This is a genomic window from Streptomyces sp. NPDC017202 (genome assembly GCF_044331705.1).
Taxonomy (GTDB): domain Bacteria; phylum Actinomycetota; class Actinomycetes; order Streptomycetales; family Streptomycetaceae; genus Streptomyces.
Window position 1 is genome coordinate 60,513 of the sequence record NZ_JBIRNP010000017.1, and the last position, 25,245, is coordinate 85,757.

Here is a 25,245-nt window from a genome sequence, read left to right on the forward strand (position 1 = left end):
CTTGACCGCCATCGACCCCACCGCCCACCTGACCGCGGAGCAGATCGAGGAGCTCGGCCGCGAGCTGGACGCGATCCGCGACGAGGTGATCGCCGGCCGCGGCGAGAAGGACGCCGCCTACATCCGCAAGGTCATCTCCGCGCAGCGCACGCTCGAGCTGGCCAGCAGGGGTGTGCTGCTGTTCTCGCTCTTCCCGCCCGCGTGGGTGCTCGGCACCGCCGGTCTGTCCGTGGCGAAGATCATGGACAACATGGAGATCGGCCACAACATCCTGCACGGCCAGTGGGACTGGATGCGGGACCCGAAGATCCACTCCACCACCTGGGAGTGGGATCACGTCTCGCCGTCCGAGCAGTGGAAGCACTCGCACAACGAGCTGCACCACACGTACACCAACGTGATCGGCAAGGACAACGACCTCGGCTACGGCATCATGCGCGTCGACGAGGACCAGAAGTGGCACCCGTTCCACCTCGGCCAGCCGCTGTGGAACTTCCTCAACGCCTGCTTCTTCGAGTACGGCATCGCCGCCTACGACCTGGAGCTCGGCAAGAACCTGCACAAGCGCCGCCGCAAGAGCCCGGAGTTCCGCGCGCGGGCCAGGGCCGTGGGCCGCAAGATCCGCAAGCAGGTGCTCAAGGACTACGTGATCCACCCGCTGCTGTCGGGCCCGTCGTTCCTCCCCACGCTCGCCGCCACGTTCACCGCGAACCTGGTCCGCAACCTCTGGTCCCACTCGGTGATCATGTGCGGGCACTTCCCCGAGGGCGTGCAGGTCTTCGAGCGCCGGTCGATCAAGGGCGAGACGCGCGGCCAGTGGTACCTGCGCCAGATGATGGGCTCGGCGAACATCAGCGGCAGCAAGGCCATGCACTTCATGACCGGCAACCTGTCGCACCAGATCGAGCACCACCTGTTCCCGGACCTGCCGAGCAACCGGTACGCCGAGGTCGCGGTGAAGGTGCGCGCGCTGTTCGAGAAGTACGAGCTGGAGTACGTCACCGGGCCGCTGCCCAAGCAGGTGTTCTCCGCGTGGCACAAGGTCTTCCGGCTCTCGCTGCCGAACAAGAAGCCCAAGGCCGAGACGCCGGAGCGCGAGCAGGAGCTCGTCGCGGCCTGACGACGGCGCCCGGGTCGCCGGGCGGCTGACGGAGGTCGTCGGCCGTCTGCGGGGCCTCGTCACGGAGCCGGCCGCGGGCCGCCCCGCCCGCACCCGCGTCATGGAGGGGCCGAGGCCGGCGACGGCCCCGGCCTCTTTGGCGACGGCCCCGGCCCCTTTGTCGTACCCGCTCCTTCCCGGGTGGAGCGGGCGCGGCCTGCGGCCCGGCCGGTGTCACCGCTCAGACCGGCTGGGGCTCGCGGTCCGGCCGGTGGATCGGGGTGGCCGCGCCGGTGAGCGGGGCCCCCGTCCCGCCGCGCCGCTGCGCGATGATCTCCGCCGCGATGGACACGGCGGTCTCCTCGGGCGTGCGGGCCCCCAGGTCCAGCCCGATCGGGGACCTCAGCCGGGCCAGCTCGGGTGCGCCGACGCCCGCCTCCCGCAACCGCCGCTCCCGGTCCTCGTGGGTGCGGCGCGAGCCCATCGCGCCGATGTAGGCGGCCGGCCGGCGCAGCGCCTCCCGCAGCAGGGGCACGTCGAACTTCGCGTCGTGGGTCAGGACGCACAGCACCGTCCGCGCGTCGGTGACCGTGCCCCGCAGGTACCGGTCGGGCCAGTCGACGACGATCTCGTCGGCGTCCGGGAAACGGGCCCGGGTGGCGAAGACGGGCCGGGCGTCGCACACCGTGACGTGGTAGCCGAGGAACCGTCCCGCGCGCACGAGCGCCGCCGCGAAGTCGATCGCGCCGAAGACGATCATGCGGGGCGGCGGTACGGCCGATTCCACGAGCAGGGTGACACCGCCCGGGCAGTGCGTGCCGTCCTCGGAGAGTTCCACCGTGCCGGTCCGGCCGGCGTCCAGCAGGGCGCGGGCCTCGGCGCGCGCGGTGCGGTCCAGTTCCGGGCCGGCGCCGAGCCCGCCCGCGGACGAGCCGTCGGGGCGCACGAGCAGGGCGCGGCCGAGCAGGGTTGCGGGGCCCCTCGCCACCCGGGCCAGGGCCACCGGTTCACCGCCCGCCGCGGCGGACAGCGCGGCGTCGTGCACCGCCCGCCCGGCAAAGAACGGGACGACCAGCACGTCGATCGTCCCGCCGCAGGTCAGTCCGACCGCGAAGGCGTCGTCGTCGCTGTAGCCGAACCGCTCGGTCAGCGGCTCGCCGTCGCGCAGGGCCTGGCGGCACAGGTCGTACACGGCGCCCTCGACGCAGCCCCCGGAGACCGAGCCGATCGCCGTGCCGTCGGCGTCGACGGCCAGGGCCGCCCCGGGCGGGCGCGGGGCGCTGCCGCCGACGGCGACGACCGTGGCGACGGCGAAGTCCCGGCCCTCCTCGGCCCAGGCGTGCAGGGCCCCGGCCAGATCAAGCATCGCCGGCCGCCGACAGGACGCGGTCGGGCCGGATCGGCAGGTCGCGGTGGCGTACGCCGGTCGCGTGCCAGACGGCGTTGGCGATCGCGGCGGCCGCGCCCACGATGCCGACCTCGCCGATGCCCTTGATGCCGATCGGGTCGTCGGGGTCGGGGTCGGGGTCGTCGACCCAGTCGGCCTCGACGTGCGGGACGTCGGCGTGCGCGGCGACGTGGTAGCCGGCCAGGTCGGCGCCGTAGGTACCGCCGCTCGCCGGGTCCCGGACGGCCTCTTCGTGCAGGGCCATGGACAGGCCCCAGATCATTCCGCCGACGAGCTGGTTGCGGGCGGTGAGCGGGTTGACGATCCGGCCGGCCGCGAAGACGCCCAGCATGCGGCGCACCCGGACCTCGCCGGTGGCCGGGTCGACGGCGACCTCGGCGAACTGGGCCCCGAAGGAGTGCCGTTCCTTCTGGGCGAGCGCGCCGACGGCCTCGGTCGTGTCCGACCGCACGGTGATGCCCTGCGGCGGGACGTCCCCGCCCGGCGCGAGGGTGCGGCGCAGTTCCTCGGCCGCGGCCGTGACGGCCCAGCTCCAGGAGCGGGTGCCCGCGGAGCCGCCGGCGATCATCGCGGGGCCGAGGTCGCTGTCGCCGATGTGCACCCGTACGCGGTCGGCGGGCACCTCCAGGGCGTCGGCGGCGACCAGGGTGAGCGCGGTCCGGGCGCCGGTGCCGATGTCGGCGGCGTTGATCCGCACCGTGAAGGTGCCGTCCGCCTCCGCTGTCACGGACGCCGTGGAGGGCATGGCCATCACCGGGAAGGAGGCGGCCGCGGTGCCCGTGCCGAGCAGCCAGCGCCCCTCTCTGCGCACGCCCGGGCGCGGGTCCCGCTGTGCCCAGCCGAACCTGCGGGCGCCTTCCCGGAAGCAGGCGATGAGGTTGCGCCCGGCGAACGGCAGTCCGGAGACCGGCCCCACCTCGGGTTCGTTGCGCAGGCGCAGTGCGATCGGGTCGACGCCGCACTTCTCGGCGAGTTCGTCGAGCGCCGACTCCAGCGCGAACGAGCCCGGCGCCTCGCCCGGGGCGCGCATCCAGGTCGGGGTGGGGACGTCGAGCCGCACCAGTCGGTTGACCGTGTGGTGGGCGTCGGCGGCGTACATCGACCGGCCGGCCGCGGCGCTCGGCTCGACGAACTCGTGCACGGTGGAGGTCTGGTTCAGGGAGCGGTGCTCCAGGGCGCGCAGCCGCCCGTCCGGATCGGCGCCGAGGCGGACGCGCTGCGCGGTGGGGCTGCGGTAGCCGGCGAGGGAGAACATCTGCCGGCGGGTCATGACGACCCGGACGGGCCGCTGCAGCACGGTCGCGGCCATCACGGCCGCCACCTGGTGGGCGCGCCCGCCCTTGCTGCCGAAGCCGCCGCCGACGTGCTCGGAGCGCACGCGCACGGCGCCGGGGTCGAGGGAGAACAGGTTCGCGAGCTCTCCCGCGACCCAGGTGGTGCCCTGGTTGGATTCGACGACCTCCAGCCGGCCGCCCTCCCAGCGGGCGGTCGCCGCGTGCGGCTCCATCGGGTTGTGGTGCTCCTCCGGGGTGGTGTATTGCGCGTCCACCACGACGGCGGACGCCGCGAGTTCCCGGTCCAGGTCGCCCTTGCGCGCCACGGCCGGCACGTGCCCGTCGACCGGGTACGCCTCGGCCTCCCGTGCGGCCGAGAACGCGACGTCGTGCGGCTCCTCGTCGTACGTCACCGCGAGGGTCTCGGCGGCCTCCCTGGCCTGTTCGGACGTCTCGGCGACGACCAGGGCCACGGGCCAGCCCAGGTGGGGCACCCGGTCGTGCTGGAAGAGGCCGGTGCTCGGGTCCGGCGGGGCGCCCATCATGCCGACGAAGCCGGTGTCGACGCGCGGGGCGTTGTGGTGGTGGAGCACGGCGAGGACGCCGGGCATCGCCAGGACGGTGTCGGTGTCCAGGGCGCGGACGCGGCCGCGGGCGACGGTGGACAGCACCAGCCAGCCGTGGGCGAGTTCGGCGAAGGGGATCTCGCCGGCGTAACGGGCCGCGCCGGTGACCTTGTCGCGGCCTTCCACCCGGGGGTGGGCGGTGCCGGTCGCGCGCTCGGCGGCGGACCGGCCGGTGGTGGTGGTCATCGGGCGCTCTCCTCGGCGAGTTCGCTGAGGACGGCCACGACGAGGTTGCGCATCAGGGTCACCTTGTATCCGTTGCGGGGCAGGGGCCTCGCGGCCGCCAGTTCGGCGTCCGCGGCGGCCGCGAAGGTCTCGGCGTCGGCCGGGGCGCCGGTCAGGACGCGTTCGGCCGCGCGGGCCCGCCAGGGGCGGGAGGCGACGGCTCCGAAGGCCAGGCGCGCGTCGTGCACGACGCCGTCCCTGAGGTCGAGGGCGGCGGCGACCGAGCCGATGGCGAAGGCGTAGGAGGCCCGCTCGCGCACCTTGCGGTAGCGGGAGTTGGCCGCCGTGGCGCTGGGCGGCAGGGTGACGGCGGTGATCAGGGCGCCTTGCGGCAGGGCGGTCTCGCGGTGCGGTGTCCGCCCCACGGGCAGATGGAGGTCGGTGAGCGGCAGCTCGCCCGGTCCGTCGGCGGTCTCGTAGGACACGCGGGCGTCGAAGGCGGCCAGGGCCACGCCCATGTCGGAGGGGTGGGTGGCGACGCACGCGTCGGAGGCGCCGAGGATGGCGTGGTTGTGGTGCTCGCCGGTGAGGGCGGGGCAGCCGCTGCCCGGATCACGCTTGTTGCAGGGCGAGGTGAGGTCGGTGAAGTAGCCGCAGCGGGTGCGCTGGAGCAGGTTGCCGCCGACGGTGGCCATGTTGCGCAGCTGCCCGGAGGCGCCGGCCAGTACCGCCTGGGCCAGGGCCGGGTAGCGGCGCCGGACCTCGGGGTGGGCGGCCAGATCGCTGTTGGTGACGGTCGCGCCGATGCGCAGTCCGCCGTCCCGCGTCGACTCGACACGGTTCAGGGGCAGTTCGCGTATGTCGACGAGCCGGGCGGGCCGCTCGACGCCGGTCTTCATCAGGTCGACCAGATTGGTGCCGCCGCCCAGGAAGCGGGCGTCGGTGTCACCGTCGAGCAGCGCCACGGCGCCGGGGACGTCGTGGGCGCGACGGTAGCCGAACTCCCTCATGCCGGTGCTCCGTTCGCCTCGGCGGCGCGGGCCACGGCCTGGACGACGGACACGTACGCGCCGCAGCGGCACAGGTTGCCGCTCATCCGCTCGCGGATCTCCTCGGGGGTCAGGGGTGGCGGTCCCGCCTCGGGCCGCAGGTCGTGGGTGGCGGCGCTCGGCCAGCCCGCGGCGTGTTCGGCGATCACGGCGATGGCCGAGCAGATCTGGCCGGGTGTGCAGTAGCCGCACTGGAAGCCGTCGAGGTCGAGGAACGCCTGCTGCACCGGGTGCAGCCGGTCGCCGTCGGCCACGCCCTCGACGGTGGTGATCTCGCGTCCTTCGGCCGCGACCGCCAGTTGCAGGCAGGCCACGCTGCGGCGGCCGTCGACCAGGACGGTGCAGGCGCCGCACTGCCCCTGGTCGCAGCCCTTCTTGGTGCCGGTCAGGTCGAGCCGTTCCCGCAGGGCGTCGAGCAGGGTGGTGCGGTGGTCGACGGTCAGCGGGTACTTCTCGCCGTTGACGGACAGGGTGAGGTCGCTGGACGTCGATGGGGCCATGGAAGCCTTCTCTCTCACGGGGTGAGGCGGGCCGGGCAAAGGGGTGGGCGCTGCGGCTGGCGGCGCCGGTGGACGAGCGTGCAGGATGCGGGGCGGGGGCCGCGTCCGGCTGCCCCGGGCTGTCCCGCACGGGGCGGGACGCCGATACGATGAAAACAAGCGGACAGTTGTCCGTTACCCGGAAAACGTAACGGACAACTGTCCGCTCAACAAGGGCCGGGTTTCGGCCATCACCGCGAGGAGGGCCAGTGGGCCAGAACAGGGAAGCGCCCCTGCGCTCGGACGCGCAGCGCAACCGCGCGCGCATCCTGGAGGTGGCGCTGGCCGAACTGACCCGCTCGGCGGACACCCCGCTGAGCACGATCGCCAAGAAGGCGGGCGTCGGGCAGGGGACCTTCTACCGCCACTTCCCCACCCGTGAGGCCCTGGTCCTGGAGATCTACCGCCACGAGATGCAGCAGGTCGCCGACACCGCGGCCCGGCTGCTGTGCGGCCGGGAACCCGACCGGGCGCTGCGCGAGTGGATGGACGAACTCGCCCGGTTCGCCATGACCAAGGCGGGCCTGGCCGACGCGATCCGGCAGGCGACCGGCGCACCGGGCGCGCAGAAGCCGGGCCACACCCCGGTGACGGAGGCGGCCGAGCGCCTGCTCCGCGCCGCCGAGCAGGCCGGCACCATCCGCCCCGGGATCACGGCGGACGACCTGTTCCTCGCCATCGGGGGCCTGTGGGCACTCGACCCGCGCGGCGACTGGCAGTCCCGGGCGACCCTCCTGCTGGACCTCGTCATGGACGCGCTCCGCGTCGGAGCGCCCGGACGGTGAGGTGCCGGGGCCGTCCGGGACGCCCCGCCCCGCCCCTGTCCACGTCGGCGGCCGGACGGTCCCGGCACCTCATCGGACGGGCAGACCCGATCAACCGGTCAGCCCACCGGAGAGACACGCCCTAGGGCGTGTCTGACAATTCGCGTCGGATCAGTGCGCGGCGTCTGGTGCGGTGCATCGCAAGGCGGAGGATCGCCCGTGTACTGGATGTACTCGGGTGATCCGACAACGCGGCGAGGTGCCGTGCCAGGCGTCGCGCGCCCGACGGGAATTGTCAGACACGCCCTAGTGGAAGGTGCGGTGGGCCTGCCGCGGCGGCTCCCCGTGTTCCTGGAACTTCTTCCAGACGCCGTAGGCCGCCGTCACCATCACCCGCCACTCCCGGCCGCCCTCCCACCGGGCGTGCCTGCGCAGCGACTCCTCCTCGGGCATTCCGAAACAGACCTCCATGCCGTCCCGCGCAACGGTTCCCGTCTCGCCGCACTCTCGGAAGACCCCCTCCGCCGGGGTGAACAGCATCCAACCGTGCCGTCCGTCGTCGGGCACCAGCCAGGAGTACACGACCCCCTCGTCCGTCCTTGCCACAAGCCGTACGGCGATCGAGGCGACTCCCACGTCCCGCCCTCCTCCCTCTCCCCCGGCGACGGGCGGCAACCGGACGCCGGCCGGCGGGCGACGGTCCCTGGGCAATATGGAAGATGGCCGGTCACCGGCACGCGGATAAATTGAGGCACGTCCAGGAGGGTCCTTACTGCGAACAGAGGGGCGTTGGCGGAATGAGCCAAATCGGCGACGACTCGGAAAACGTCAAGTTCATCTACTGGGACAACCTCACCTACGCGCCGCCGGGATCCCGGGACCCGGAGAAGTGGGACGCCGGACTGGGGGCCCAGCTTTACGAAAGCTATCTCGACCACTGCGTCGAGGCGGAGCGGCTCGGCTACGCCGGCCTCAGCATGCCGGAACATTTCGGCCCGTCCTCACTGGTCACCCACCCGAACATCATGCTGGCCGCGCTCGCCGCGCGGACGACCAGGGCGCGGATCGTCTCGGGGGTGAACCTGGCCCTGCTGCACAACCCGCTGCACCTGGCCGAGCAGTTCGCCATGATCGACGTGCTCTCCGGCGGACGGCTCGAGGTGGGCCTCGGCCGGCGCGGCGACCGTGCCGCCTTCGAGCACGCGGCCGACCTCGTCGACGGTGTCCTCAACCAGATCGACCACCCGGTGCCGAAGGCCGACCTGACGCCGGCGCTGGCGCCCTTCGCGCAGGACGTGGAGACCGCCAGGGTCACCGTGTGGCCCCGGCCCGTCCAGCCGCGGGTGCCGCTGTGGGTGGCGGCGGAGACCGACGGGTCCCTCGCCACCGCCGCACGCCGCGGGTGGAACGTGTTCACGGGACTCAACCTCGACCCGGCCGCCGGCGGAATGTCCAAGGTCGGCGTGGAGGAAATGGTCACGCGCCTGCACCGGTATTTCGAGATCGGGCAGGAGAACGGGCACGCATTGTCCATGTCGAATGTCGCGGCGAGCTGCTTCACCGTCATCGCGGACACCGACAGGGAAGCCGCCGAGCTGGTGCGCGACGGTTTCGCCTCGCACGTCGCCGCCGCGGGCGGGCATCTGGCGCGGCTGGTCGGGGCCGATCCCGCCGACAGCGCGCTGGACACGCTGGCGAAGGAGGGCGACACCGGCGTGCAAGGGGTGTTCGAGGCGCCCGCGGATTCCTATCTGAGGAATCCGTTCGCCCTCGTCGGATCGGTCGAGACCGTCAAGGCGAAACTGGACGCGCTGACGTCCGCGGGATTCAGGCGGTTCGTGCTGCTGTGCGGCGGAGTCGGCAACACGCACGAGATCGGCTGGCAGTCGGCGACCGCCATGGCCCGGGACGTGGCACCCGATCTCTTCTCCGCCGCCGCGAAGTCCGGCCTGGACGAGGTGGCCGCCTGACCGGTGGACCGGCCCGCGGATGCCGTCCCGCCGCCCCGGCGTTCGCGCACGCCGGGTGCGGGCGGTCTCCCGGGTGCGGCCGTGCCGGCCCCGCACTTCCCGCGAACCGCTGATTCCCCCCCCGATCACCGTCCGGGCGCACCCTCTGGAGGAGCCTTCGTGTCTGTACCGACCGCAGTGGCCGACGGGCTGGACTTCCCGACCAGCCTGGCCTTCGACGACGACGGCGGAGTGTACGTGGCCGAGTCGGGACTGCCGTTCGGGGGCGCCGCGCCGGGCGGCCGGATCTGGCGCCTCGACGCGGACGGCACCGGCCGCCGGCTCGTCGCCGACGGGCTGGCGCAGCCGGTGACCGGGCTGCTGTGGCACCAGGGTTCCCTGTACGTGTCCGAGGGCGGTGCCGGGCGGATCACCCGGATCGGCCCCGACGGGCGGCGCGGTGTCGTCGTCGACGGCCTGCCCGGCCCCGGCAACTACCACGTCAGCATGGCGGTGGTCGGCCCCGACGAGAAGCTGTACTTCGCTCAGGGAGCCATGTCCAACCTGGGGATCATCGGGCTGGACGCCTACGAGCTGGGCTGGCTGGGCCGGCTTCCGCACTCCTACGACGTTCCCGGTCTCGACGTGGAGCTGACCGGCGTCAACGTCACCACCCGCGACCCGCTGAGCGGCGTCCCGGACGCGCAGGCCGTCACCGGCGCGTTCGTGCCCTTCGGCACCTCCACCCGCCCCGGTCAGCGCGTCCCGGCCGCACTGCCCTGCACGGCGTCCGTCATGCGCTGCGATCCGGACGGCGGCAACCTGGAGCTGGTGGCCTGGGGCATACGCAACGCCTTCGGGCTCGGGTTCCTGCCGGACGGCCGGTTGCTCGCGGTGGACCAGGGCGCGGACGACCGGGGCAGTCGGCCCATCGGCAACGCGCCCGACCTGCTGCTCGAGGTGCGTGAGGGCGCCTGGTACGGCTGGCCGGACTTCGTCGGCGGGATCCCCGTCACCGACCCGCGGTTCAAGCCGGAGCGCGGCCCCCAGCCGACGTTCCTGCTCGCCGGCCACGACCGTCTGCCGCCTCCGGAGCGTCCCGTGCTCGACTTCGAGGCGCACGTCGCGGCGACCAAGTTCGCCGTCGCCCCGCCGGGCTCCCCGCTCGCCGGGCATCTGGTGGTCACGCTGTTCGGGGACGAGGCCCCGATGACGCTCCCGGCGGGCGGACCGAAACTCGGCCGGCACCTGCTGATGGTCGACCCGGACGACTGGTCCGCCTACGCCCTGCCGTCCGAGCCCGACCTGCACCGGCCGATCGACGTCGGGTTCGCGCCCGGTGACCGGGCGCTGTTCGTCCTCGACTTCGGTGCGTTCGAGATGACCGACCACGGGGTCGAGGCCAAGGCCGGCACCGGCCGGCTGCTGCGCTGGGACGGCTGGGACCGGCTCCCCGCCACCGACGACTGAGCCGGCCCACGGGCCTCGGGACGTGATCGCTCACCCGGTTGTGAAAGGGAGTTGCACGATGAAAGGCAGAAGCGGCCTGTGGCTGATCGGCGGCAGGGGCTCGGTGGCCACCACCGCCATCTGCGGCCTCGCCGCGCTCAGGGCGGGGCTGTCCCCGGCCACCGGCTCCGTCAGCGAGCGCCTCGACCTGGATCCGGCCGTCTTCCCCGGCTGGTCCGATCTGGTGGTCGGCGGCCACGACATCGCCCGGACCCCGCTGCGCAAGCGGGCCGAGGAACTCGCCGCCGCCGGTGTGCTGCCGGCCCGGCTGCCGGCGGCGCTCTCCGACGAGCTGGAGGCCGCCGACCGCGAGATCCGGCCGGGACACGACGGCGCCGACGGGCCCGCCCGCCAGATCGACGCCGTCGAGCAGCTGGCCGGCGACATCGCCGGGTTCCGCCGTGCCCACGCCCTCGACCGGGTCGTGGTCGTCAACGTCTCCAGCACCGAGCCCCCCGTCCGCCCGCTGCCCGAGCACACCGACCTCGCCGCCCTCGACCGCGCCCTGGCCGCTCCCGGCCGGCGGGTGCTCCCGCCCAGTGCGCTGGCGGCCTACGCGGCCTTCTCCGCCGACTGCCCCTACGTCGACTTCACTCCCTCGCCCGGGCTGCGGCTGCCCGCCGTCACCGAGCTGGCAGACCGGCGCAACCTGCCCTACGCGGGCAGCGACGGCAAGACCGGTGAGACGCTGCTGCGCAGCGCGCTGGCGCCGATGTTCGTGGCCCGCGGACTGCACGTCCGGTCGTGGGCGGGCACCAACCTGCTCGGGGGCGGCGACGGCGCGAACCTCGCCCGGGAGGGCCGTGCGGCGGGCAAGCTGGCCGCCAAGTCCCGGGGGCTGGAGGCGCTGCTCGGCGGCAAGGCCGACGCGCCGCTGCACATCGACTACGTGCCCGACCTCGGGGAGCGCAAGGTGGCCTGGGACCACGTCTCCTTCGAGGGTTTCCTCGGCACCCGGATGAGCCTGCAGCTGACCTGGCAGGGCCACGACTCGGCGTTGGCGGCGCCGCTGGTCCTGGACCTGGCCCGGCTCGTGGCGGGCGCACACGCGGCCGGTGAGTCGGGGCCGCTGGGGGCGCTGGCCTTCTTCTTCAAGGACCCCGTCGGCAGCGACGAGCACCGGCTCGCCGAGCAGGAACGCAACCTGGTGGCCTGGGCGCGGCGCATCGCGGTGTCCCGATGAGCGCTCGGCCGCGAGGCCGCCGGCCGGGCGACTGGCTCGAACTGGTCCGCGCGCCCGCCGCCCTGACCGTGCTCGGCGACACGGTGGCCGGGGCCGCCGCCGCCGGGCGTCCGCTGCACGGGCGGCGGCTGGCGCTGCCGCTCGCCTCCGCCGCGCTGTACTGGTCGGGCATGGCCCTCAACGACTGGGCCGACCGCGCGGTGGACGCGGCCGAACGGCCCGAGCGGCCCGTTCCCTCGGGCCGGATCGCGCCGGGGGCGGCCCTCGCCGGGGCCGCCCTGCTCAGTGGTGCCGGGCTCGCGCTGGCCGCGTTCGCCGGTGGCCGGGACGCCCTGCGGGTCGCGGTTCCGCTGACGGCGGCGATCTGGGCGTACGACACCCTGCTCAAGCCGACCCGGGCGGCGCCGCTGGGCATGGCGGCCTGCCGCGCCCTCGACGTCCTGCTCGGGGCCGGGGCCGGCCGCGGGGTGTCCGCCCGGACCCCGGCGCTGGCCCTGGCGGCCCACACGTTCGGGGTGACCGCGCTCTCCCGGGGCGAGGTCCACGGCGGGCGACGGGCCGATGTCCGGGTGGCGCTGACCACGACCCTGCTCTCCGCGGCCCTGGCCTGCGGCAAAGGCACGTCCCGCGCGCGGCACCGGGGCGCGGCCGCGCTGTGCGCCCTGGTCTACGCGCGCACCACGGCCACCGCTCAACTCGCCGCGGCCCGCGCCCGCTCCACCGCCGGCGGCCCGGCCGACCCCGCTGCCGTACGGACCGCCACGGTGTGCGGGATCCACGGGATGGTGCCGCTCCAGGCCGCGCTGGCCGCGCGGTCCGGCTCGCTCGACGCAGCCGCGCTGGTGCTGGGCGTCCTGCCCCTCGTCCGTCGGCTGTCCACGGTGCGGAGTCCCACATGAAGCGGAGTCCCACATGAACTCGTTCGACCTGGGGTACGGAACCAACGGCTTCTCCAACCACCGGCTGCACGACGCGGTGCGCGTCATCGCCGACCTGGGGTACACCGCCGTCGGTCTCACCCTCGACCATCACCACCTCGACCCGTTCGCGCCCGGCCTGGCCCGGGCCACCGACCGGCTGGCGGCGCTGCTGTCGTCGTCGGGGATGCGCTGTGTGGTGGAGACGGGCGCGCGCTATCTGCTCGATCCGTCCCGCAAGCACCATCCCACCCTGGTCTCGGAGCAGGCCGGGCAGCGCGTCGACTTCCTGCTGCGCGCCGTGCGGATCGCCGAGTCGCTGGGCGCCTCGTGCGTGTCCTTCTGGTCCGGCGTCGGCGAGCCGGGCGTGCCGGCACCGGACAACCGCCTGCGCATGATCCGGCATCTGGAGCCGGTCCTGGCCGACGCGCAGCGGCGCGGCGTGCGGCTCGCGCTGGAGCCCGAGCCCGGCATGGTCGTCGAGCGGCTCGACGAGGCGCTGGAGCTGCGCCGGGCCCTCGGAGAGCCGGAGGTGCTGGGCATCACCCTGGACGTGGGGCACTGCGTCGCCGTGGAACCGGTCGACGCGGCCGCGTGCGTGCGCCGCGCCGGGCCGCTGCTGTTCAACGTGCAGTTGGACGACATGCTGCCCGGGGTGCACGAGCACCTCGAGTTCGGGCAGGGCGACCTCGACCTCGCGGGCACGCTGGCCGCCCTCGACCGGATCGGCTACCGCGGTGTCGCCGCCGTCGAACTGCCGCGGCACGCTCACGCCGCGCCCCGGGTCGCCGCCGATGCCATGGCGGCGCTGCGCCGGGCCCGTGACGGTGCGCCGGTGCCGTCCACGAGAGGAGGGGTCTAGGCATGGACGCGCGAGCGGACGACCGGCTCGCGGCCGCGGAACGCCGCGTCCGGGAGCGGCCCCGCGCCATCCACGAGGAGTTCCCGCTGGCCGGCCGGCCGCCCGTGCGGCACGGCACCGGTCCCGACGCGCTGGTCCTGGGCACCGACGACGACCGGGCCCGTGCGCGGCTGCTCTCGGTGCTGGCCGAGGTGCTGTCGCCGCAGGAACTGCGAAGCGAGACGGAGCGGCTCTACCGGCACGGTGACGACGCCGAACGGCGCGGGGTGCTGCGCGCCCTGCCCGTGCTGCCCGCCTCGGTGAGAGGGCTCGGTCTCACGCTGGTCGCGGACGGCCTGCGCAGCAACGACCCGCGGCTGGTGGCGGCGGCGATGGGGCCGTTCGCCGCCGCGCACCTGGACCAGCGGGCGTGGCGGCAGGGCGTGCTGAAGTGCCTGTTCGTCGGTGTGCCGCTGGCGGCGGTGGCGGGCCTGGAGCGACGGGCCGACGCCGAGCTGCTGCGGATGGCCCGCGACCTGGCCGAGGAGCGCCGGGCCGCCGGGCGGGAGACCGGCCCCGACCTGCGGGCCCTGCTCGATGTGGCCGTACCGCCCGCCCCGGTGCCCTCGCGAGGAGAGGACGACCCCCGATGAGGATCTTCGATCCGCACATCCACATGACCTCCCGTACCACGGACGACTACGAGAACATGTACGCGGCCGGCGTGCGGGCCGTGGTGGAACCCGCGTTCTGGCTCGGCCAGCCCCGCACCGGCCCGGCGTCCTTCGTCGACTACTTCGACAGCCTGATCGGCTGGGAGCGCTTCAGGGCCGCGCAGTTCGGCATCAGCCACAACTGTGCGATCGCCCTGAACCCGAAGGAGGCCAACGACCCCCGGTGTGCGGAGGTGCTGGACCTGCTGCCGCGCTACCTCGGCAAGAACGGCGTGGTGGCGGTCGGTGAGATCGGCTACGACTCCATGACCACGGCCGAGGACGAGGCCTTCACCCGCCAGCTGGCGCTCGCCGTCGAGCGGTCGCTGCCGGTCCTGGTGCACACCCCGCACCGGGACAAGCGGGTCGGCACCCGCCGCAGCCTGGACGTGGTCGGGGAATCGGGCATCGACCCGGGTGCGGTGCTGATGGACCACCTCAACGAGGTCACGGTGCGGATGGTCGCCGACTCCGGCTGCTGGATGGGCTTCTCCGTCTATCCCGACACCAAGATGGACGAACACCGTGTGGTCGCGGTGCTCAAGGAGTACGGCACCGCCCGGATGCTGGTGAACTCGGCCGCCGACTGGGGCCGTTCGGACCCGCTCAAGACCCATCGGGTCGGCCTGGCGATGCGGGAGGCCGGGTTCGGCGACGCCGACGTCGAGCGGGTGCTGTGGCGCAACCCGGTCGAGTTCTACGGGCGCGGCGGGCGTCTGATCCTCGACGTGGAGCGGGAGGACGGCGCCGGAGCGGCCCTCCACGAGGGCAACTCGGTGCTGCGGGGCCAGTCATGACCGGGCTGTGCTACTGCACCAACGTCCACCCCGCCGAGGACGTGGCCGGCATCCTGCGTCAGCTCGACACCCACGCGGTCCCGGTCCGGGAACGGCTCGGGCACGACCGGCTCGGCCTGGGTCTGTGGCTGGCGGCCGGGGCCGCCGCGGAACTGGCCGCCGACCCGGCGGCGCTGCGCCGGCTGCGCGCCGAGCTGGACGCCCGCGGCCTGGCGGTGCTGACCCTCAACGCGTTCCCCTACGGCGGCTTCCACCGGCAGGTCGTCAAGCACACCGTCTACCGCCCGGACTGGACCGATCCGGCGCGGGCCCGCTACACCGCCGACTGCGCGCACGTACTGGCCGGGCTGCTGCCCGACGACGCCGACGGCGGGAGCCTGTCCACGCTGCCGCTCGGCTGGCGCACTCCCTGGTCGCCCGCCGCCGACCGGGCCGCCGAAGCCGCGCTGCGGTGGACCGCCGGCGAGTTGCGCAAGGCCTCCGCGCGGGCCGGGCGTCCGCTGCGGCTCGCGGTCGAGCCGGAGCCGGGCTGCGTCCTGGACACCGTCGCGGACGCGGTGCGCTGGCTCGCGCCCCGGGTGGACCCGGAGGTCGTCGGGATCTGCCTGGACACCGCTCATCTCGCGGTCTCCTTCGCCGACCCGGAACAGGCCGTCGCCGAGATCGGGCGGGCCGGCCTCGCCGTCGTCAAGATCCAGGCGTCCGCGGCCCTGCACGTCGACGATCCGCGCGACCCGCGGGCCCGGCGGCTGCTCGCCGGGTACGCCGAGCCCCGGTACCTGCACCAGGTGAGGGAGCTCGGCGGCCGGGGCCGGGTGCTGGCGGCCGACGACCTTCCGCAGGCGCTTCAGGAGCTGCCCGGCCGGGGGCCCTGGCGGGTGCACTTCCACATCCCGCTGCACGCCGCGCCCGCGCGTCCGCTGCGCAGCACCACCGAGGTGCTGCGGCGGGCCGTGGCGGCCGTACGGGAGCCGGCCGTGGTCGAGGTCGAGACCTACACCTGGCAGGTGCTGCCGCACGGGGCCGACCCCGTCGACGGGATCGCCGCCGAACTGGCGTGGGCGCAGCGCGAGCTGCCGGCCGAGGGGCGGGCGGCATGAGGCCCGTGGTGCTCCTGGACGTGGTGGGTATGACGCCGCGTCTGCTGCCGTACATGCCGAACCTCTCCCGGCTCGCGGCGCGCGGCGGGTCCGCCCCGCTGCGCACGGTCCTGCCCGCCGTCACGTGCAGCGTCCAGTCCACCCTGCTGACCGGGCGGCTGCCCGCCGGGCACGGCGTCGTCGGCAACGGCTGGTACTTCCGCGAGCTGGGCGAGATCCACCTGTGGCGGCAGCACAACGGGCTGGTCCGCGGCCCGAAGCTGTGGGACACCGCCCGCGCCGCGCATCCCGGCTACCGGGTGGCCAACGTCTGCTGGTGGTACGCGATGGGCGCCTCCACCGACGTGCTGGTGACCCCGCGCCCGGTCTACCACGCCGACGGACGCAAGTCGCCCGACTGCTACACCCGGCCGCCGGCGCTGCACGACCGGCTCACCGCGGAGCTGGGCCCCTTTCCGCTGTTCCAGTACTGGGGGCCGACCGCCGGGCTGGCCTCCAGCCGGTGGATCGTCGCGGCCGCCCGCCGCATCCTGCGCACCGAGCGCCCCGAGTTGCTGCTGGTCTACGTCCCGCATCTGGACTACGACCTGCAGCGCTTCGGCCCCGACTCGCCGCAGGCCGCGGCCGCCGCCCGCGCCGTCGACGCGGAACTCGCGCCGCTGCTGGCGCAGGCCGAGCAGGAGGGTGCGGCCGTGATCGCGCTCAGCGAGTACGGCATCACCGCGGTCGACCGCCCGGTGGACATCAACCGCGCGCTGCGCCGCGAGGGCTGGCTGGAGGTGTACGAGCAGGCGGGGATGGAGTACCTCGATCCGTGGGCGTCGCGGGCGTTCGCCGTGGCCGACCATCAGAGCGCGCATGTCTACGTCGCCGACGAGGCCGACGTGCCGAAGGTGCGCGACCTGATCGGCCGGCTGCCCGGCGTGGCCGAGGTGCTGGGCCGCGAGGAGCAGGCGGTGTACGGGCTGGACCACCCCCGCTCCGGTGAACTGGTGGCGGTCGCCGCGCCGGACTCCTGGTTCACCTACTACTACTGGCTGGACGACGACCGGGCGCCCGACTTCGCCCGGTCGGTCGAGATCCACCGCAAGCCGGGCTACGACCCGGCGGAACTGTTCTTCGACCCGGCGGACCGGCTGGTCAAGGCCCGGGCGGCGCTCGGTCTGGCCCGCAAGAAGCTGGGCCTGCGCTACACCATGAACGCGGTGCCGCTGGACCCGTCCTGTGTCCGCGGCTCGCACGGCCGCCTCCCGGACTCGCCGGCCGACGGCCCCGTCGTGCTCTGCTCGGAACCCGACTGGCGGCCCCGGCTGACGTCCGCCGGTGAGGTCCGCGCGGTCGACGTGGCGGACCTGGTGCTGCGCCTGCAGGGTCTGCCGCCCGCGGCTCGCGGGTGAACCGGGCGGCGGGCCGGGGAAGGTGACCGCGCGGCACCGGCCGGTGCGCGGCGCCGGCTCGTACCGGCCGGCGGATGTCGAAACCGCTCTTCCGGGTCCGACACAAGGGGTGCCGGGGCATCTCGGTGTCACCGCGTCGACGATCTGGAAGGACGTGTGATGAGCGCCCACGCGGCATGGGGCGAACCGGGCCCGCGCGCCGGCCGGCGGCAGTGGATCGGGCTGGCGGTGCTCGCGCTGCCGACCCTGCTGGTCTCGATCGACGTGTACGTCATGCTGCTCGCGCTGCCCGCGCTGTCGGCCGCGCTCGGTGCGAGCGGTGTGCAGCAGCTGTGGATCACCGACGTCTATCCCCTGGTGCTCGCCAGTCTGCTCATCACCATGGGCAGCCTCGGCGACCGGATCGGCCGGCGCAGGCTGCTGCTCGTCGGCGCCGCGGCGTTCGGTGTCGCGTCCGTGGCCGCCGCCTACGCCACCGGTCCCGGCGTGCTGATCGCGGCGCGCGCCGTCATGGGCGTCGCCGGGGCCACCCTCGCCCCGTCCACCCTCTCCCTGATCTCCACCATGTTCCCGGACGCCCGGCAGCGCGGTACGGCGCTCGGGATCTGGGGAGCGTGCTTCTCCGTCGGAGCCGTCGTCGGCCCCCTGGTGGGCGGCCTGATGCTCGCCCGCTTCTGGTGGGGCTCGGCCTTCCTCGTCGGTGTGCCCGCTCTGGTGGTGCTGCTGGTGCTGGGACCGGTGCTGCTGCCGGAGTACCGCGATCCCGATGCCGGTCGCCTCGACCTGGTCAGCGTCCTGCAGTCGTGCGCCGCCGTCTTCCCGGCCGTCTGGGGCATGAAGGAGCTCGCCACCGGCGGCTGGCACGGCGGGCCGGTCGTCGCCGTCCTGGCCGGCATCGGCTTCGGCGTCGTGTTCACCCGCCGCCAGCGCACCCTGCCCGACCCGCTGCTCGACCTCGGCCTGTTCGCCCGGCGCGGGCTCTGCGCGGCCCTGGTCAGCCTGTTCCTGGGCACCATGCTCGCCGGCGCGGTGATGTACTTCGTCACGCAGTCGCTGCAACTCCTGTACGGCCGCAGCCCGTTGGACGCCGGCCTGTGGATGCTGCCGGCGATCGTCACCAACACCGTCAGCTTCGTCGTCGCTCCCCGGCTCGGGCGGCGTTTCCGTCCGGCCCACGTCATCGGCCTCGGTCTGCTCGTCTGCGTCCTCGGCATGGCGCTGATCACCCAGGTGCGGGCCGGTTCCGGTCCCGCGCTGCTGAGCGCCGGCTTCGCCGTGGTCTACCTCGGCGCGGGTCCCATGGTCACCCTCGGCATCGGCCTGGTGATCGGCTCCGCCCCGCCGGAGAAGGCCGGTTCCGCCGCGGCGCTCAACGAGACCAGCGGCCAGCTCGGGTTCGCCCTGGGCATCGCGGCGCTCGGCAGCATCGGCACCGTGGTCTACCGGGGCACGATCGACCTGCCCGCGGGGCTTCCCGCGCAGGCCGCGGCAGCGGCAGAGGACTCGCTCGCGAGCGCCGACGAGGCCGCGCGCCAGCTTCCCGGCCACACCGCCGACGCCGTCCTGGACGCCGCCCGCGCGGCCTTCACCACGGAACTCCATCTCGTGGTCGCCCTCGCGGGCGCGCTGCTCCTGGCCGCGGCGGTCCTGGTCACCGCGCTGCTGCGGCACGTCCCGCCGACCGGCCGGCAGCAGGGCGCCGAGGACGCGGACAGCGTCCCGTCGGCCTGACGCCGCACGCGGCGCAGCCCCGGACCGCCGCACGGTCCGGGGCTGCGGTGTCGGGCGCGTCCGCTACGTCCGCGGGCGGTCGGTGTCCAGCGAGTAGGCGATCAGTTCGGGCCGCGCGTCCTTCGAGTCGCCGGCGACACCGGCACCCACCAGCAGGGTGTCGCCGCTGACGGCGGGGAAGGAGTTGATGCCGGCCGGTGCGGTCGTCTGCCACAGGGTGGCGCCCGTGCGGGTGTCGAAGGCGAAGATCCGGCCGTCGTAGGTGCTGCAGAAGACCACGTCGTTGGCGACGGTCGCGGCGCCGAGCGGCATCTGCGGCAGATCGCGCTTCCAGCGCACCTCGCCGGTGTCGGTGTCGAGTGCCGCGAGTCCGCCGCGGCCCCCGTCCGTGCCCGGATAGGTCATGCCGCCGGTGGCGCTCATCTCGGCCGGAAGGTCGACCCAGGGCACGAAGAGCCGTCCCCGCGCGGCGGCCATCGGTGTCTCCACGCCGCCGAGGACGCCCGGATAGATGGTGACCGGTTCGTTCGGCAGCGGGCCCACGTCGTTCTGGTGGAGTCCGACCGAGCGGGTCCACAGCGGCTTGCCGTCGTCGGCGCGGTAGGCGAAGACCTTCCCCATCTTCCCCGCCGTGATCACGACCTCGGTCTGCACGCCCCGGATCGGGACGGTGGTGATGACGGGCGAGATCTGGAGGTCGTAGTCACGTATGTCGTGCGGCAGGGCCTGCTGGTGCCAGAGGAGCTTTCCGGTGCGGGCGTCCAGGGCCACCAGGGAGTTGGTGTAGAGGTTGGGGCCCGGCCGGCTGGAGCCGTTGGGGTACTCGGGTGTGCCGGGCATGGGCGCCGGGTTCCCCACGGCCAGGAAGATCCGGCCCCGCTCGTCTATGGCGGGCGGGAACCAGAGACCGCCGCCGGAGTTGATTTCCGGGTGGCCCCACAGGTCTCCGTCCTTGACGGTGTTGAAGCTCCACCGGGGTTCGCCGGTGGCGATGTCGAGGGCCCAGACGATGCCCATCGTGCCGGGCACGTACTCGCCGAACGTCGACGGGACGGTGCTGACCACGACGGTGTCGCCGTAGACCTGGGGGGCGACGTCGATGCCGCCCTTGCCGGCGTCGATCAGCTTCCTCGTCCACAGGGTCCGGCCGGTGCGCGCGTCCAGGGCGAAGGCGCTGGTGAAGGTGGTGCCGAAGAGGAGCCCGTCGCGGTAGGCGACGCCGTTCGGGCCGACGTTGGGGTCCTCGAACTCGCGCTTCCAGCGGACCTCGCCGGTCTCCTTGTCGACGGCGGAGACGGTGGAGTTGAGGTCGATGACGTAGACCGTCGAGCCCACCACGATCGGGTTGGAGGCCATCAGGCCGGCGAAGGTGGGGGTGCCCTTCAGCGGCAGCCGCCACTTCACCTTCAGGTCGTCGACGTTCTTGGAGTTGATCGGGGTGCGGGTGGTGGCCCGGGTGTTGGAGAGGTCGCCGTTGGCGAGGGGCCAGTCGGTCGCCCGCCCGTGCCGGGACGGGGCCGGCGGTTCCTGCGCCTGCGCCCCGGCGCTCTGCGGAGCGGTGTAGCCCGATCCGACGAGCAGGGCGAGGGCGGCCAGCCCGGTCAGGGCGATCCGGCCCCCCGCGAACTGTCTGCCCCGGTGGGTCCCGCGGGCGCTCGTGTGGGTGTTGGCTGTCAAGCCGGCCTCATTTCCGCCCGGTGCCGGTCCGTGGATCCGGGCTGGTCGAAGTGCTCTTGCGTTCCCGGGGGGATGGACGGCCGCGGGCTCAGCGCACCGTGCGCGCGAACGCCCGGACGTCGCCGACGAACAGGTCCGGCTGCTCCAGGGCGGCGAAGTGCCCGCCCCGGTCGAAGACGGACCAGCGGGTGAGCGTGGGCAGGATCCGCTCCGCCCAGCGGCGGACCGGCCGTACCGCGTCGTCGGGGAACACGGCCACCCCGGCGGGCACGGCCAGCGGCCACGGGCCCGCCCAGGTCCGGACGAAGTCCGCGTCCAGCCGGTTGGACTCGTAGTAGAGCTGGGCGCTGGAACCGGCGGAGGCGGTGAACCAGTAGATCGACACGTCGGTCAGCAGCCAGTCCCGGCTCACCGGGATCTCCGCCGCCGACTCGGCCGCCGTCCACTCCTTGAACTTCTCGACGATCCAGGCCAGTTGGCCGACCGGTGAGTCGGTGAGGCCGTAGGCGAGGGTCTGCGGACGGGTGGACTGGATCTTCCGCCACCCGGCGCCGTCCTGCTCGAAGCGGGCCGCGAACTCCAGCCGGGCCAGGTCCTCGGGATCCAGCCGGGCGATCTCGTCCGGGTCCTGCGGCGGCATGGTGGCGAGCATGTTGAGGTGGACGCCCGCGACGTGCTCGGGGTCGGCCAGTGCCGTCCGCAGTGAGACGGGCATGCCCCAGTCGCCGCCCTGGACGAGGTAGCGCCGGTAGCCGAGCCGTTCCATCAGGGCGGCCCAGGCGCGGCCGACCCGGGCGGTGTCCCACCCGGCCTCCCGGGGGCGGCCCGAGAAGCCGTATCCGGGCAGCGAGGGGATGACCAGGTGGAACGCGTCGGCGGGGTCTGCGCCGTGGCTGCGCGGATCGGTCAGCGGCCCGATCACGTCGAGGAACTCGGCGAACGAGCCGGGCCAGCCGTGCGTGACGATCAGCGGCATGGCGTCCGGCTCGGGCGAGCGGATGTGCAGGAAGTGGATGTCGACCCCGTCGATCTCGGTGAGGAACTGCGGGAACGCGTTGAGGTGTTCCTCGACCCGGCGCCACTTGAAGCCGGTGCGCCAGTACTCGACGAGTTCCTTCAGGTAGCCGACGGGGACCCCGCGCTGCCAGCCGGCGCCGGGCAGTTCGTCCGGCCAGCGCGTGGCGGCGAGCCTGCGCTCCAGGTCGTCCACGGCATCCTGCGGGACAGCGATGTGGAAGGGACGCATGGCAACGCCTCTCAGCTGGAGCGTCGTACGACGTGGGTCGGTTCGGGCGTGGTGGCGGCCGCGCCCGCCGGGCGGCGCACGGAGTGCCGCAGGACGCGGAGCAGGGTCCTGGGCCGCATCAGGGCCGCTGGGTGGTCGATCAGACCGGCGGCGCGGATGAACGCGTTGGTGAGTTCGGCGTCGTGGGTGGCGGCGCGGTGCAGCCGGTCGACGTAGGCGTTGGCCATCCGGATGCGGGGCGTCCGACGCCCCTCGACGCCGCGGTAGCCGAGATCGGCGCCGGCCGCGAAATCCCACGGCGCGTCGACGACGGTGGCGACCTCCTGGAAGAAGCGGCGGAAGTCCGGTGGCGTGCCGGGCTCCAACTGCCGTCGCAGGGCGAGCGCCTCGAGTGCCGCGACCGACATGCCCTGCCCGTAGACCGGGTTGAAGCTGCACACGGCGTCGCCCATGACCAGGAAGTTCTCCGGGAAGCGGGTCAGCCGCTCGTAGTGGCGGCGCACGCTGGCGGGGAACTTGAACGTCCCCGAGTCGAGGGTCGGCGTGGCCCGGCGGACCGCGTCGTAGATGTCCGGTACCGGCAGTGACCGGGTGTAGGCGAGGAACCCGTCCAGGTCGGCCGGCGGATGGTCCCCGAGGATGCCGGTGAGCGACAGCTGCACCTGGCCGTCGTCACCGGGCACCCGGTAGAAGAACGCGCCCCGTGGATGCGCCGGGGTCGCCACCGGGATGATCGCCAGTTCCTTGCCGAACGGATCGGTGTCCAGGGCGAAGTGGCGGGTGGTGTAGGCCAGGTCGATCTTGATCCTGGTCTCTTCGGGGCGGGCGTAGCCGAGTTCCTCCAGCCAGAGCGGGGAGCGCGAGCCCCGCCCGGTGATGTCGACGACCAGGTCGGCCGAGAGCACCTCGGGAGATCCGCCGTCCTGGCTCTGGACCCGGGCGCCGGTGACCCGGCTGCGGTCGGCGGAGGTCTCCAGGCCGAGGATGTCGTACCCCTCGAGGAAGGTGACCCGGGGCATGTCCTGGACCCGGCGGCGGACGTGGTACTCCAGCACCGGCCGCGTCGCGGGCACGGACAGCAGCCCCGAGTGGCCGGTCGCGAGCCGGTGGCCGTTGAAGTACCAGCGGATGGCGCTGCCGAAGTCACCCGGGCGGACACCGGCGGTGCGCAGTTCCTCGGTCAGGCCGGGGAAGAGTTCCTCGAAGACCTGCTGGCCACGGGCCACCAGGCCGTGCGCGTGGCGTCCGTGCGGGGCGCCGCGCCGTGCCTCGGTGACGCCGTCCAGCCGGTCCCGGTCGACGACCAGGACCTCCGTGTACGCCTCGGTCAGTACGGTGGCGGCCAGCAGCCCGGCCATGCTGCCGCCGAGCACGACCGCGCGATCCCCTACATGGCGGCCCATCGCCGGTACCTCCTTCTGCCGCGGGCTTGCCCGCCGGGCCGGATCACGCGGCGGCTATGGGGGTGTTCTGGTAGGAGGCGATGCGCCAGTCGGCGCCCTCCTGCACCAGGACCCAGGTCGCGCGGATCGCGCGGGCGGGCGTGGGCTCGGTGTCGCCGGGCGCCAGGACCCCGCCCCGGGTGACGAGCGCGGCGACGCCGGGCCCCAGCAGCCGGACCGACACCGGTGCGCCGGTCACGCGGGTCCCCTTGAACGGGCCGGAGAAGGCCTCGCGCATGAAGCCCCGGATCTCCTCACGGCTGGTCAGGAAGACGTCGCCGGGCAGGATCAGGGTCGCGTTCTCGGTGAACTCCTCGGCGAACCGGTCGGCGTCGTGCTCCGCCCAGGCCTCCACGATGTGTTGCGGGACGGCGCTCAGCGCGGCGGTGTCGCCGGTGTCCAACGACGGGTTGGCAGCCATGGCCTCTCCTTCGGCAGCAGTCGACTTCCGGACGACGGACAGGCTCACACGCCGCCACGGCGGGCTGCATCTTCCCGATTGCGCCCGGTCACGGACGGCACGGCCGCGCCGGGCGCCGCAACCAGAGAGATGCGGGAGTACCGCCCGAATGCCAGCCTCGACGGGGCCGATCGTCCGACCACCAGTCCCCGAGGAGACCAGCCGATGTCGAACGACATCCCGTCCAGGCAGGAACTCATCGACCGCGCCGCGGAGTTGGTGCCGCTGCTGCAGAAGCACGCGCTCTGGGGGGAGGAGAACCGGCGCGTCCACGAGGAGACCCTCGACGCGCTGACCGAGTCCGGGCTGCTGAACCTGCGGGTTCCCACCCGGTACGGGGGCTACGAGTGCGACATGCGCACGGTGGTCGACGTGATCGCCGAGCTGGGCCGCGGCGACGGATCCACCGCCTGGGTCATGTCGGTCTTCGCCATCAGCACCTGGATGGCCGGGCTGTTCCCGGACGAGGTCCAGGACGAGATCTTCGCCAAGCCCGGCGTGCGGGTGTCCGGAATCCTGAGCCCGACCGCGACCGCGGTGCCGGCCGAGGGCGGCATCGTGCTGAACGGCAAGTGGTCGTTCAACTCGGGTGTGCTGCACAGCACGTGGAACACGAACGCGGCGGTGCTGCTGACGCCGGAGGGTCCGCAGCCGGTCATGGTGGCGGTCCCGGTCGCCGACCTGGAGATCGTCGACGACTGGCACACGGCGGGCCTGCGCGCCTCCGGAAGCGTCACCACCGTGGCCCGGGACCTGTTCGTCCCCGAGGCGCGGGTCCTGCCCATGGGCCCGGTTCTGCAGGGGCAGCACCGCTCGCTGGCCAACGCCGGGTCACCGGTCTTCCGGGCGCCGTTCATGGCCACCGCGTGCGCCACGATCTCCGCGCCCGCCGTCGGGCTGGCCCGGGCCGCCAAGGAGAGCTTCTTCGAGCGCCTGCCGGGCCGGAAGATCACCTACACCACGTACGAGAACCAGGCCGAGGCGCCCGTGACGCACCTGCAGGTCGCCGAGGCCGTCAGCAGGATCGACGAGGCGGAGTTCCACGCCCGGCGCGCCGCCGACCTGGTGGACGCCAACGCCGCCGCCGGCAAGCCGTGGACGCTGGAGGAACGCGCCCGCGTCCGGCTCGACCTGGGCTCGGTCTGCCGGCGCGCCAAGGAGGCCGTGGACATCCTCAACGACGCCAGCGGCGGCTCCTCGGTCTTCACCACGGTGCCGATCCAGCGCATCGAGCGCGACGTCCAGACGCTCAGCCTGCACGCGATCCTGCACCCGAACACCAACTTCGAGCTGTACGGGCGCATCGCCTGCGGGCTCGAGCCGAACACCCTCTACGTGTAGCCGACGCGGGCTCGCGCC

General features: G+C 73.8%; 22 protein-coding genes. 13 read left to right on the plus strand and 9 right to left on the minus strand.

All coding sequences use genetic code 11. The features are described from left to right. Position 1: 1 nt before the first annotated feature. A complete protein-coding gene (locus ACH4N1_RS26850; RefSeq protein ID WP_398100829.1) occupies positions 2-1,120 on the plus strand; it encodes a fatty acid desaturase family protein in 1,119 nt (372 codons plus the stop codon). A 220-nt stretch (positions 1,121-1,340) separates the two neighbouring features. On the opposite strand, the gene ACH4N1_RS26855 is transcribed toward ACH4N1_RS26850, so the two are convergent. Genes ACH4N1_RS26855 through ACH4N1_RS26870 form a run of 4 tightly spaced genes read right to left on the minus strand, consistent with a single transcriptional unit; the run spans position 1,341 to position 6,121 of the window. Beyond that, a complete protein-coding gene (locus ACH4N1_RS26855) occupies positions 1,341-2,465 on the minus strand; it encodes an XdhC family protein (protein ID WP_398100831.1) in 1,125 nt (374 codons plus the stop codon). Then, positions 2,458-4,593 carry a xanthine dehydrogenase family protein molybdopterin-binding subunit gene (locus ACH4N1_RS26860; protein ID WP_398100833.1) on the minus strand — a complete coding sequence of 712 codons (2,136 nt, stop codon included), beginning with the start codon at positions 4,591-4,593 and terminating at the stop codon, positions 2,458-2,460. Before ACH4N1_RS26860 ends, ACH4N1_RS26855 begins: the two co-directional genes overlap by 8 nt. Next, complete coding sequence (locus tag ACH4N1_RS26865; protein WP_398100835.1) at positions 4,590-5,582, minus strand: FAD binding domain-containing protein; 993 nt, start codon at positions 5,580-5,582, stop codon at positions 4,590-4,592. The genes ACH4N1_RS26860 and ACH4N1_RS26865 overlap by 4 nt, the downstream gene beginning before the upstream one ends. Further along, the gene (locus ACH4N1_RS26870; RefSeq protein WP_398100836.1) at positions 5,579-6,121 is read right to left on the minus strand and encodes a (2Fe-2S)-binding protein; all 543 of its coding nucleotides are present in this window, start codon (positions 6,119-6,121) and stop codon (positions 5,579-5,581) included. The genes ACH4N1_RS26865 and ACH4N1_RS26870 overlap by 4 nt, the downstream gene beginning before the upstream one ends. Before the next feature lie 248 nt (positions 6,122-6,369). On the opposite strand from ACH4N1_RS26870, the gene ACH4N1_RS26875 reads away from it, so the two are divergent. Next, complete coding sequence (locus tag ACH4N1_RS26875) at positions 6,370-6,945, plus strand: TetR/AcrR family transcriptional regulator (RefSeq protein WP_398100838.1); 576 nt, start codon at positions 6,370-6,372, stop codon at positions 6,943-6,945. A 285-nt stretch (positions 6,946-7,230) separates the two neighbouring features. Here ACH4N1_RS26875 and ACH4N1_RS26880 read toward each other — a convergent pair whose 3' ends face one another. Beyond that, the gene (locus tag ACH4N1_RS26880) at positions 7,231-7,560 is read right to left on the minus strand and encodes a hypothetical protein (RefSeq protein WP_398100840.1); all 330 of its coding nucleotides are present in this window, start codon (positions 7,558-7,560) and stop codon (positions 7,231-7,233) included. A 161-nt stretch (positions 7,561-7,721) separates the two neighbouring features. Between ACH4N1_RS26880 and ACH4N1_RS26885 the strand changes: the two genes are divergently transcribed. From ACH4N1_RS26885 to ACH4N1_RS26930, 10 genes are all read left to right on the plus strand, one after another. Beyond that, positions 7,722-8,894 (plus strand): LLM class flavin-dependent oxidoreductase, encoded by a 1,173-nt coding sequence (locus tag ACH4N1_RS26885; RefSeq protein ID WP_398100842.1) that lies wholly within the window; start codon positions 7,722-7,724, stop codon positions 8,892-8,894. 159 nt (positions 8,895-9,053) lie between these two features. Beyond that, complete coding sequence (locus ACH4N1_RS26890) at positions 9,054-10,343, plus strand: PQQ-dependent sugar dehydrogenase (RefSeq protein WP_398100844.1); 1,290 nt, start codon at positions 9,054-9,056, stop codon at positions 10,341-10,343. Positions 10,344-10,401: 58 nt separating this feature from the next. Next, positions 10,402-11,565: an inositol-3-phosphate synthase gene (locus ACH4N1_RS26895; protein WP_398100846.1), complete on the plus strand. Its 1,164-nt coding sequence runs from the start codon at positions 10,402-10,404 to the stop codon at positions 11,563-11,565. Further along, complete coding sequence (locus tag ACH4N1_RS26900; protein WP_398100848.1) at positions 11,562-12,464, plus strand: SCO3242 family prenyltransferase; 903 nt, start codon at positions 11,562-11,564, stop codon at positions 12,462-12,464. The genes ACH4N1_RS26895 and ACH4N1_RS26900 overlap by 4 nt, the downstream gene beginning before the upstream one ends. A gap of 13 nt (positions 12,465-12,477) precedes the next feature. Next, positions 12,478-13,344: a sugar phosphate isomerase/epimerase family protein gene (locus ACH4N1_RS26905; protein ID WP_398100850.1), complete on the plus strand. Its 867-nt coding sequence runs from the start codon at positions 12,478-12,480 to the stop codon at positions 13,342-13,344. A gap of 2 nt (positions 13,345-13,346) precedes the next feature. Then, positions 13,347-13,976 (plus strand): EboA domain-containing protein, encoded by a 630-nt coding sequence (locus tag ACH4N1_RS26910; protein ID WP_398100851.1) that lies wholly within the window; start codon positions 13,347-13,349, stop codon positions 13,974-13,976. After that, positions 13,973-14,833, plus strand: coding sequence for a TatD family hydrolase (locus tag ACH4N1_RS26915; RefSeq protein WP_398100853.1), 861 nt, complete (start codon positions 13,973-13,975; stop codon positions 14,831-14,833). Before ACH4N1_RS26910 ends, ACH4N1_RS26915 begins: the two co-directional genes overlap by 4 nt. Continuing rightward, complete coding sequence (gene eboE, locus ACH4N1_RS26920) at positions 14,830-15,933, plus strand: metabolite traffic protein EboE (protein ID WP_398100855.1); 1,104 nt, start codon at positions 14,830-14,832, stop codon at positions 15,931-15,933. The genes ACH4N1_RS26915 and eboE overlap by 4 nt, the downstream gene beginning before the upstream one ends. Next, positions 15,930-17,330 carry an alkaline phosphatase family protein gene (locus ACH4N1_RS26925; protein ID WP_398100857.1) on the plus strand — a complete coding sequence of 467 codons (1,401 nt, stop codon included), beginning with the start codon at positions 15,930-15,932 and terminating at the stop codon, positions 17,328-17,330. The genes eboE and ACH4N1_RS26925 overlap by 4 nt, the downstream gene beginning before the upstream one ends. Before the next feature lie 159 nt (positions 17,331-17,489). Further along, on the plus strand, positions 17,490-19,061 hold the full coding sequence (locus ACH4N1_RS26930; RefSeq protein ID WP_398100859.1) for an MFS transporter: 1,572 nt from the start codon (positions 17,490-17,492) through the stop codon (positions 19,059-19,061). Between the two features lie 63 nt (positions 19,062-19,124). Here the strand turns inward: ACH4N1_RS26930 and ACH4N1_RS26935 are convergent, their stop codons facing one another. The 4 genes from ACH4N1_RS26935 to ACH4N1_RS26950 all read right to left on the minus strand — a co-directional run bounded on the left by ACH4N1_RS26935 (position 19,125) and on the right by ACH4N1_RS26950 (position 23,847). Then, positions 19,125-20,738, minus strand: a complete 1,614-nt coding sequence (locus tag ACH4N1_RS26935; RefSeq protein WP_398100861.1) for a PQQ-binding-like beta-propeller repeat protein — start codon at positions 20,736-20,738, stop codon at positions 19,125-19,127. Between the two features lie 88 nt (positions 20,739-20,826). Continuing rightward, complete coding sequence (locus ACH4N1_RS26940; RefSeq protein WP_398100863.1) at positions 20,827-21,984, minus strand: epoxide hydrolase family protein; 1,158 nt, start codon at positions 21,982-21,984, stop codon at positions 20,827-20,829. A gap of 11 nt (positions 21,985-21,995) precedes the next feature. Next, on the minus strand, positions 21,996-23,387 hold the full coding sequence (locus ACH4N1_RS26945) for an FAD-dependent oxidoreductase (protein WP_398100865.1): 1,392 nt from the start codon (positions 23,385-23,387) through the stop codon (positions 21,996-21,998). Between the two features lie 43 nt (positions 23,388-23,430). Further along, positions 23,431-23,847, minus strand: a complete 417-nt coding sequence (locus tag ACH4N1_RS26950; protein WP_398100867.1) for an SgcJ/EcaC family oxidoreductase — start codon at positions 23,845-23,847, stop codon at positions 23,431-23,433. Positions 23,848-24,051: 204 nt separating this feature from the next. Here ACH4N1_RS26950 and ACH4N1_RS26955 point away from each other — a divergent pair, with 204 nt between their 5' ends. Next, entirely contained in the window at positions 24,052-25,227 is a 1,176-nt protein-coding gene (locus ACH4N1_RS26955; RefSeq protein WP_398100869.1) for an acyl-CoA dehydrogenase family protein, read from the plus strand. The last annotated feature ends 18 nt before the right edge of the window (positions 25,228-25,245 follow it).

What these genes read in the sequence shown, in the direction of transcription:
- ACH4N1_RS26855 (WP_398100831.1), bottom strand. Translation starts at nt 2,465, where the DNA reads ATGCTTGATCTGGCCGGGGCCCTGCACGCCTGGGCCGAGGAGGGCCGG.
- ACH4N1_RS26860 (WP_398100833.1), bottom strand. Translation starts at nt 4,593, where the DNA reads ATGACCACCACCACCGGCCGGTCCGCCGCCGAGCGCGCGACCGGCACC.
- ACH4N1_RS26865 (WP_398100835.1), bottom strand. Translation starts at nt 5,582, where the DNA reads ATGAGGGAGTTCGGCTACCGTCGCGCCCACGACGTCCCCGGCGCCGTG.
- ACH4N1_RS26870 (WP_398100836.1), bottom strand. Translation starts at nt 6,121, where the DNA reads ATGGCCCCATCGACGTCCAGCGACCTCACCCTGTCCGTCAACGGCGAG.
- ACH4N1_RS26885 (WP_398100842.1), top strand. Translation starts at nt 7,722, where the DNA reads ATGAGCCAAATCGGCGACGACTCGGAAAACGTCAAGTTCATCTACTGG.
- ACH4N1_RS26895 (WP_398100846.1), top strand. Translation starts at nt 10,402, where the DNA reads ATGAAAGGCAGAAGCGGCCTGTGGCTGATCGGCGGCAGGGGCTCGGTG.
- ACH4N1_RS26900 (WP_398100848.1), top strand. Translation starts at nt 11,562, where the DNA reads ATGAGCGCTCGGCCGCGAGGCCGCCGGCCGGGCGACTGGCTCGAACTG.
- ACH4N1_RS26905 (WP_398100850.1), top strand. Translation starts at nt 12,478, where the DNA reads ATGAACTCGTTCGACCTGGGGTACGGAACCAACGGCTTCTCCAACCAC.
- ACH4N1_RS26910 (WP_398100851.1), top strand. Translation starts at nt 13,347, where the DNA reads ATGGACGCGCGAGCGGACGACCGGCTCGCGGCCGCGGAACGCCGCGTC.
- ACH4N1_RS26915 (WP_398100853.1), top strand. Translation starts at nt 13,973, where the DNA reads ATGAGGATCTTCGATCCGCACATCCACATGACCTCCCGTACCACGGAC.
- eboE (WP_398100855.1), top strand. Translation starts at nt 14,830, where the DNA reads ATGACCGGGCTGTGCTACTGCACCAACGTCCACCCCGCCGAGGACGTG.
- ACH4N1_RS26925 (WP_398100857.1), top strand. Translation starts at nt 15,930, where the DNA reads ATGAGGCCCGTGGTGCTCCTGGACGTGGTGGGTATGACGCCGCGTCTG.
- ACH4N1_RS26930 (WP_398100859.1), top strand. Translation starts at nt 17,490, where the DNA reads ATGAGCGCCCACGCGGCATGGGGCGAACCGGGCCCGCGCGCCGGCCGG.
- ACH4N1_RS26940 (WP_398100863.1), bottom strand. Translation starts at nt 21,984, where the DNA reads ATGCGTCCCTTCCACATCGCTGTCCCGCAGGATGCCGTGGACGACCTG.
- ACH4N1_RS26945 (WP_398100865.1), bottom strand. Translation starts at nt 23,387, where the DNA reads ATGGGCCGCCATGTAGGGGATCGCGCGGTCGTGCTCGGCGGCAGCATG.
- ACH4N1_RS26950 (WP_398100867.1), bottom strand. Translation starts at nt 23,847, where the DNA reads ATGGCTGCCAACCCGTCGTTGGACACCGGCGACACCGCCGCGCTGAGC.
- ACH4N1_RS26955 (WP_398100869.1), top strand. Translation starts at nt 24,052, where the DNA reads ATGTCGAACGACATCCCGTCCAGGCAGGAACTCATCGACCGCGCCGCG.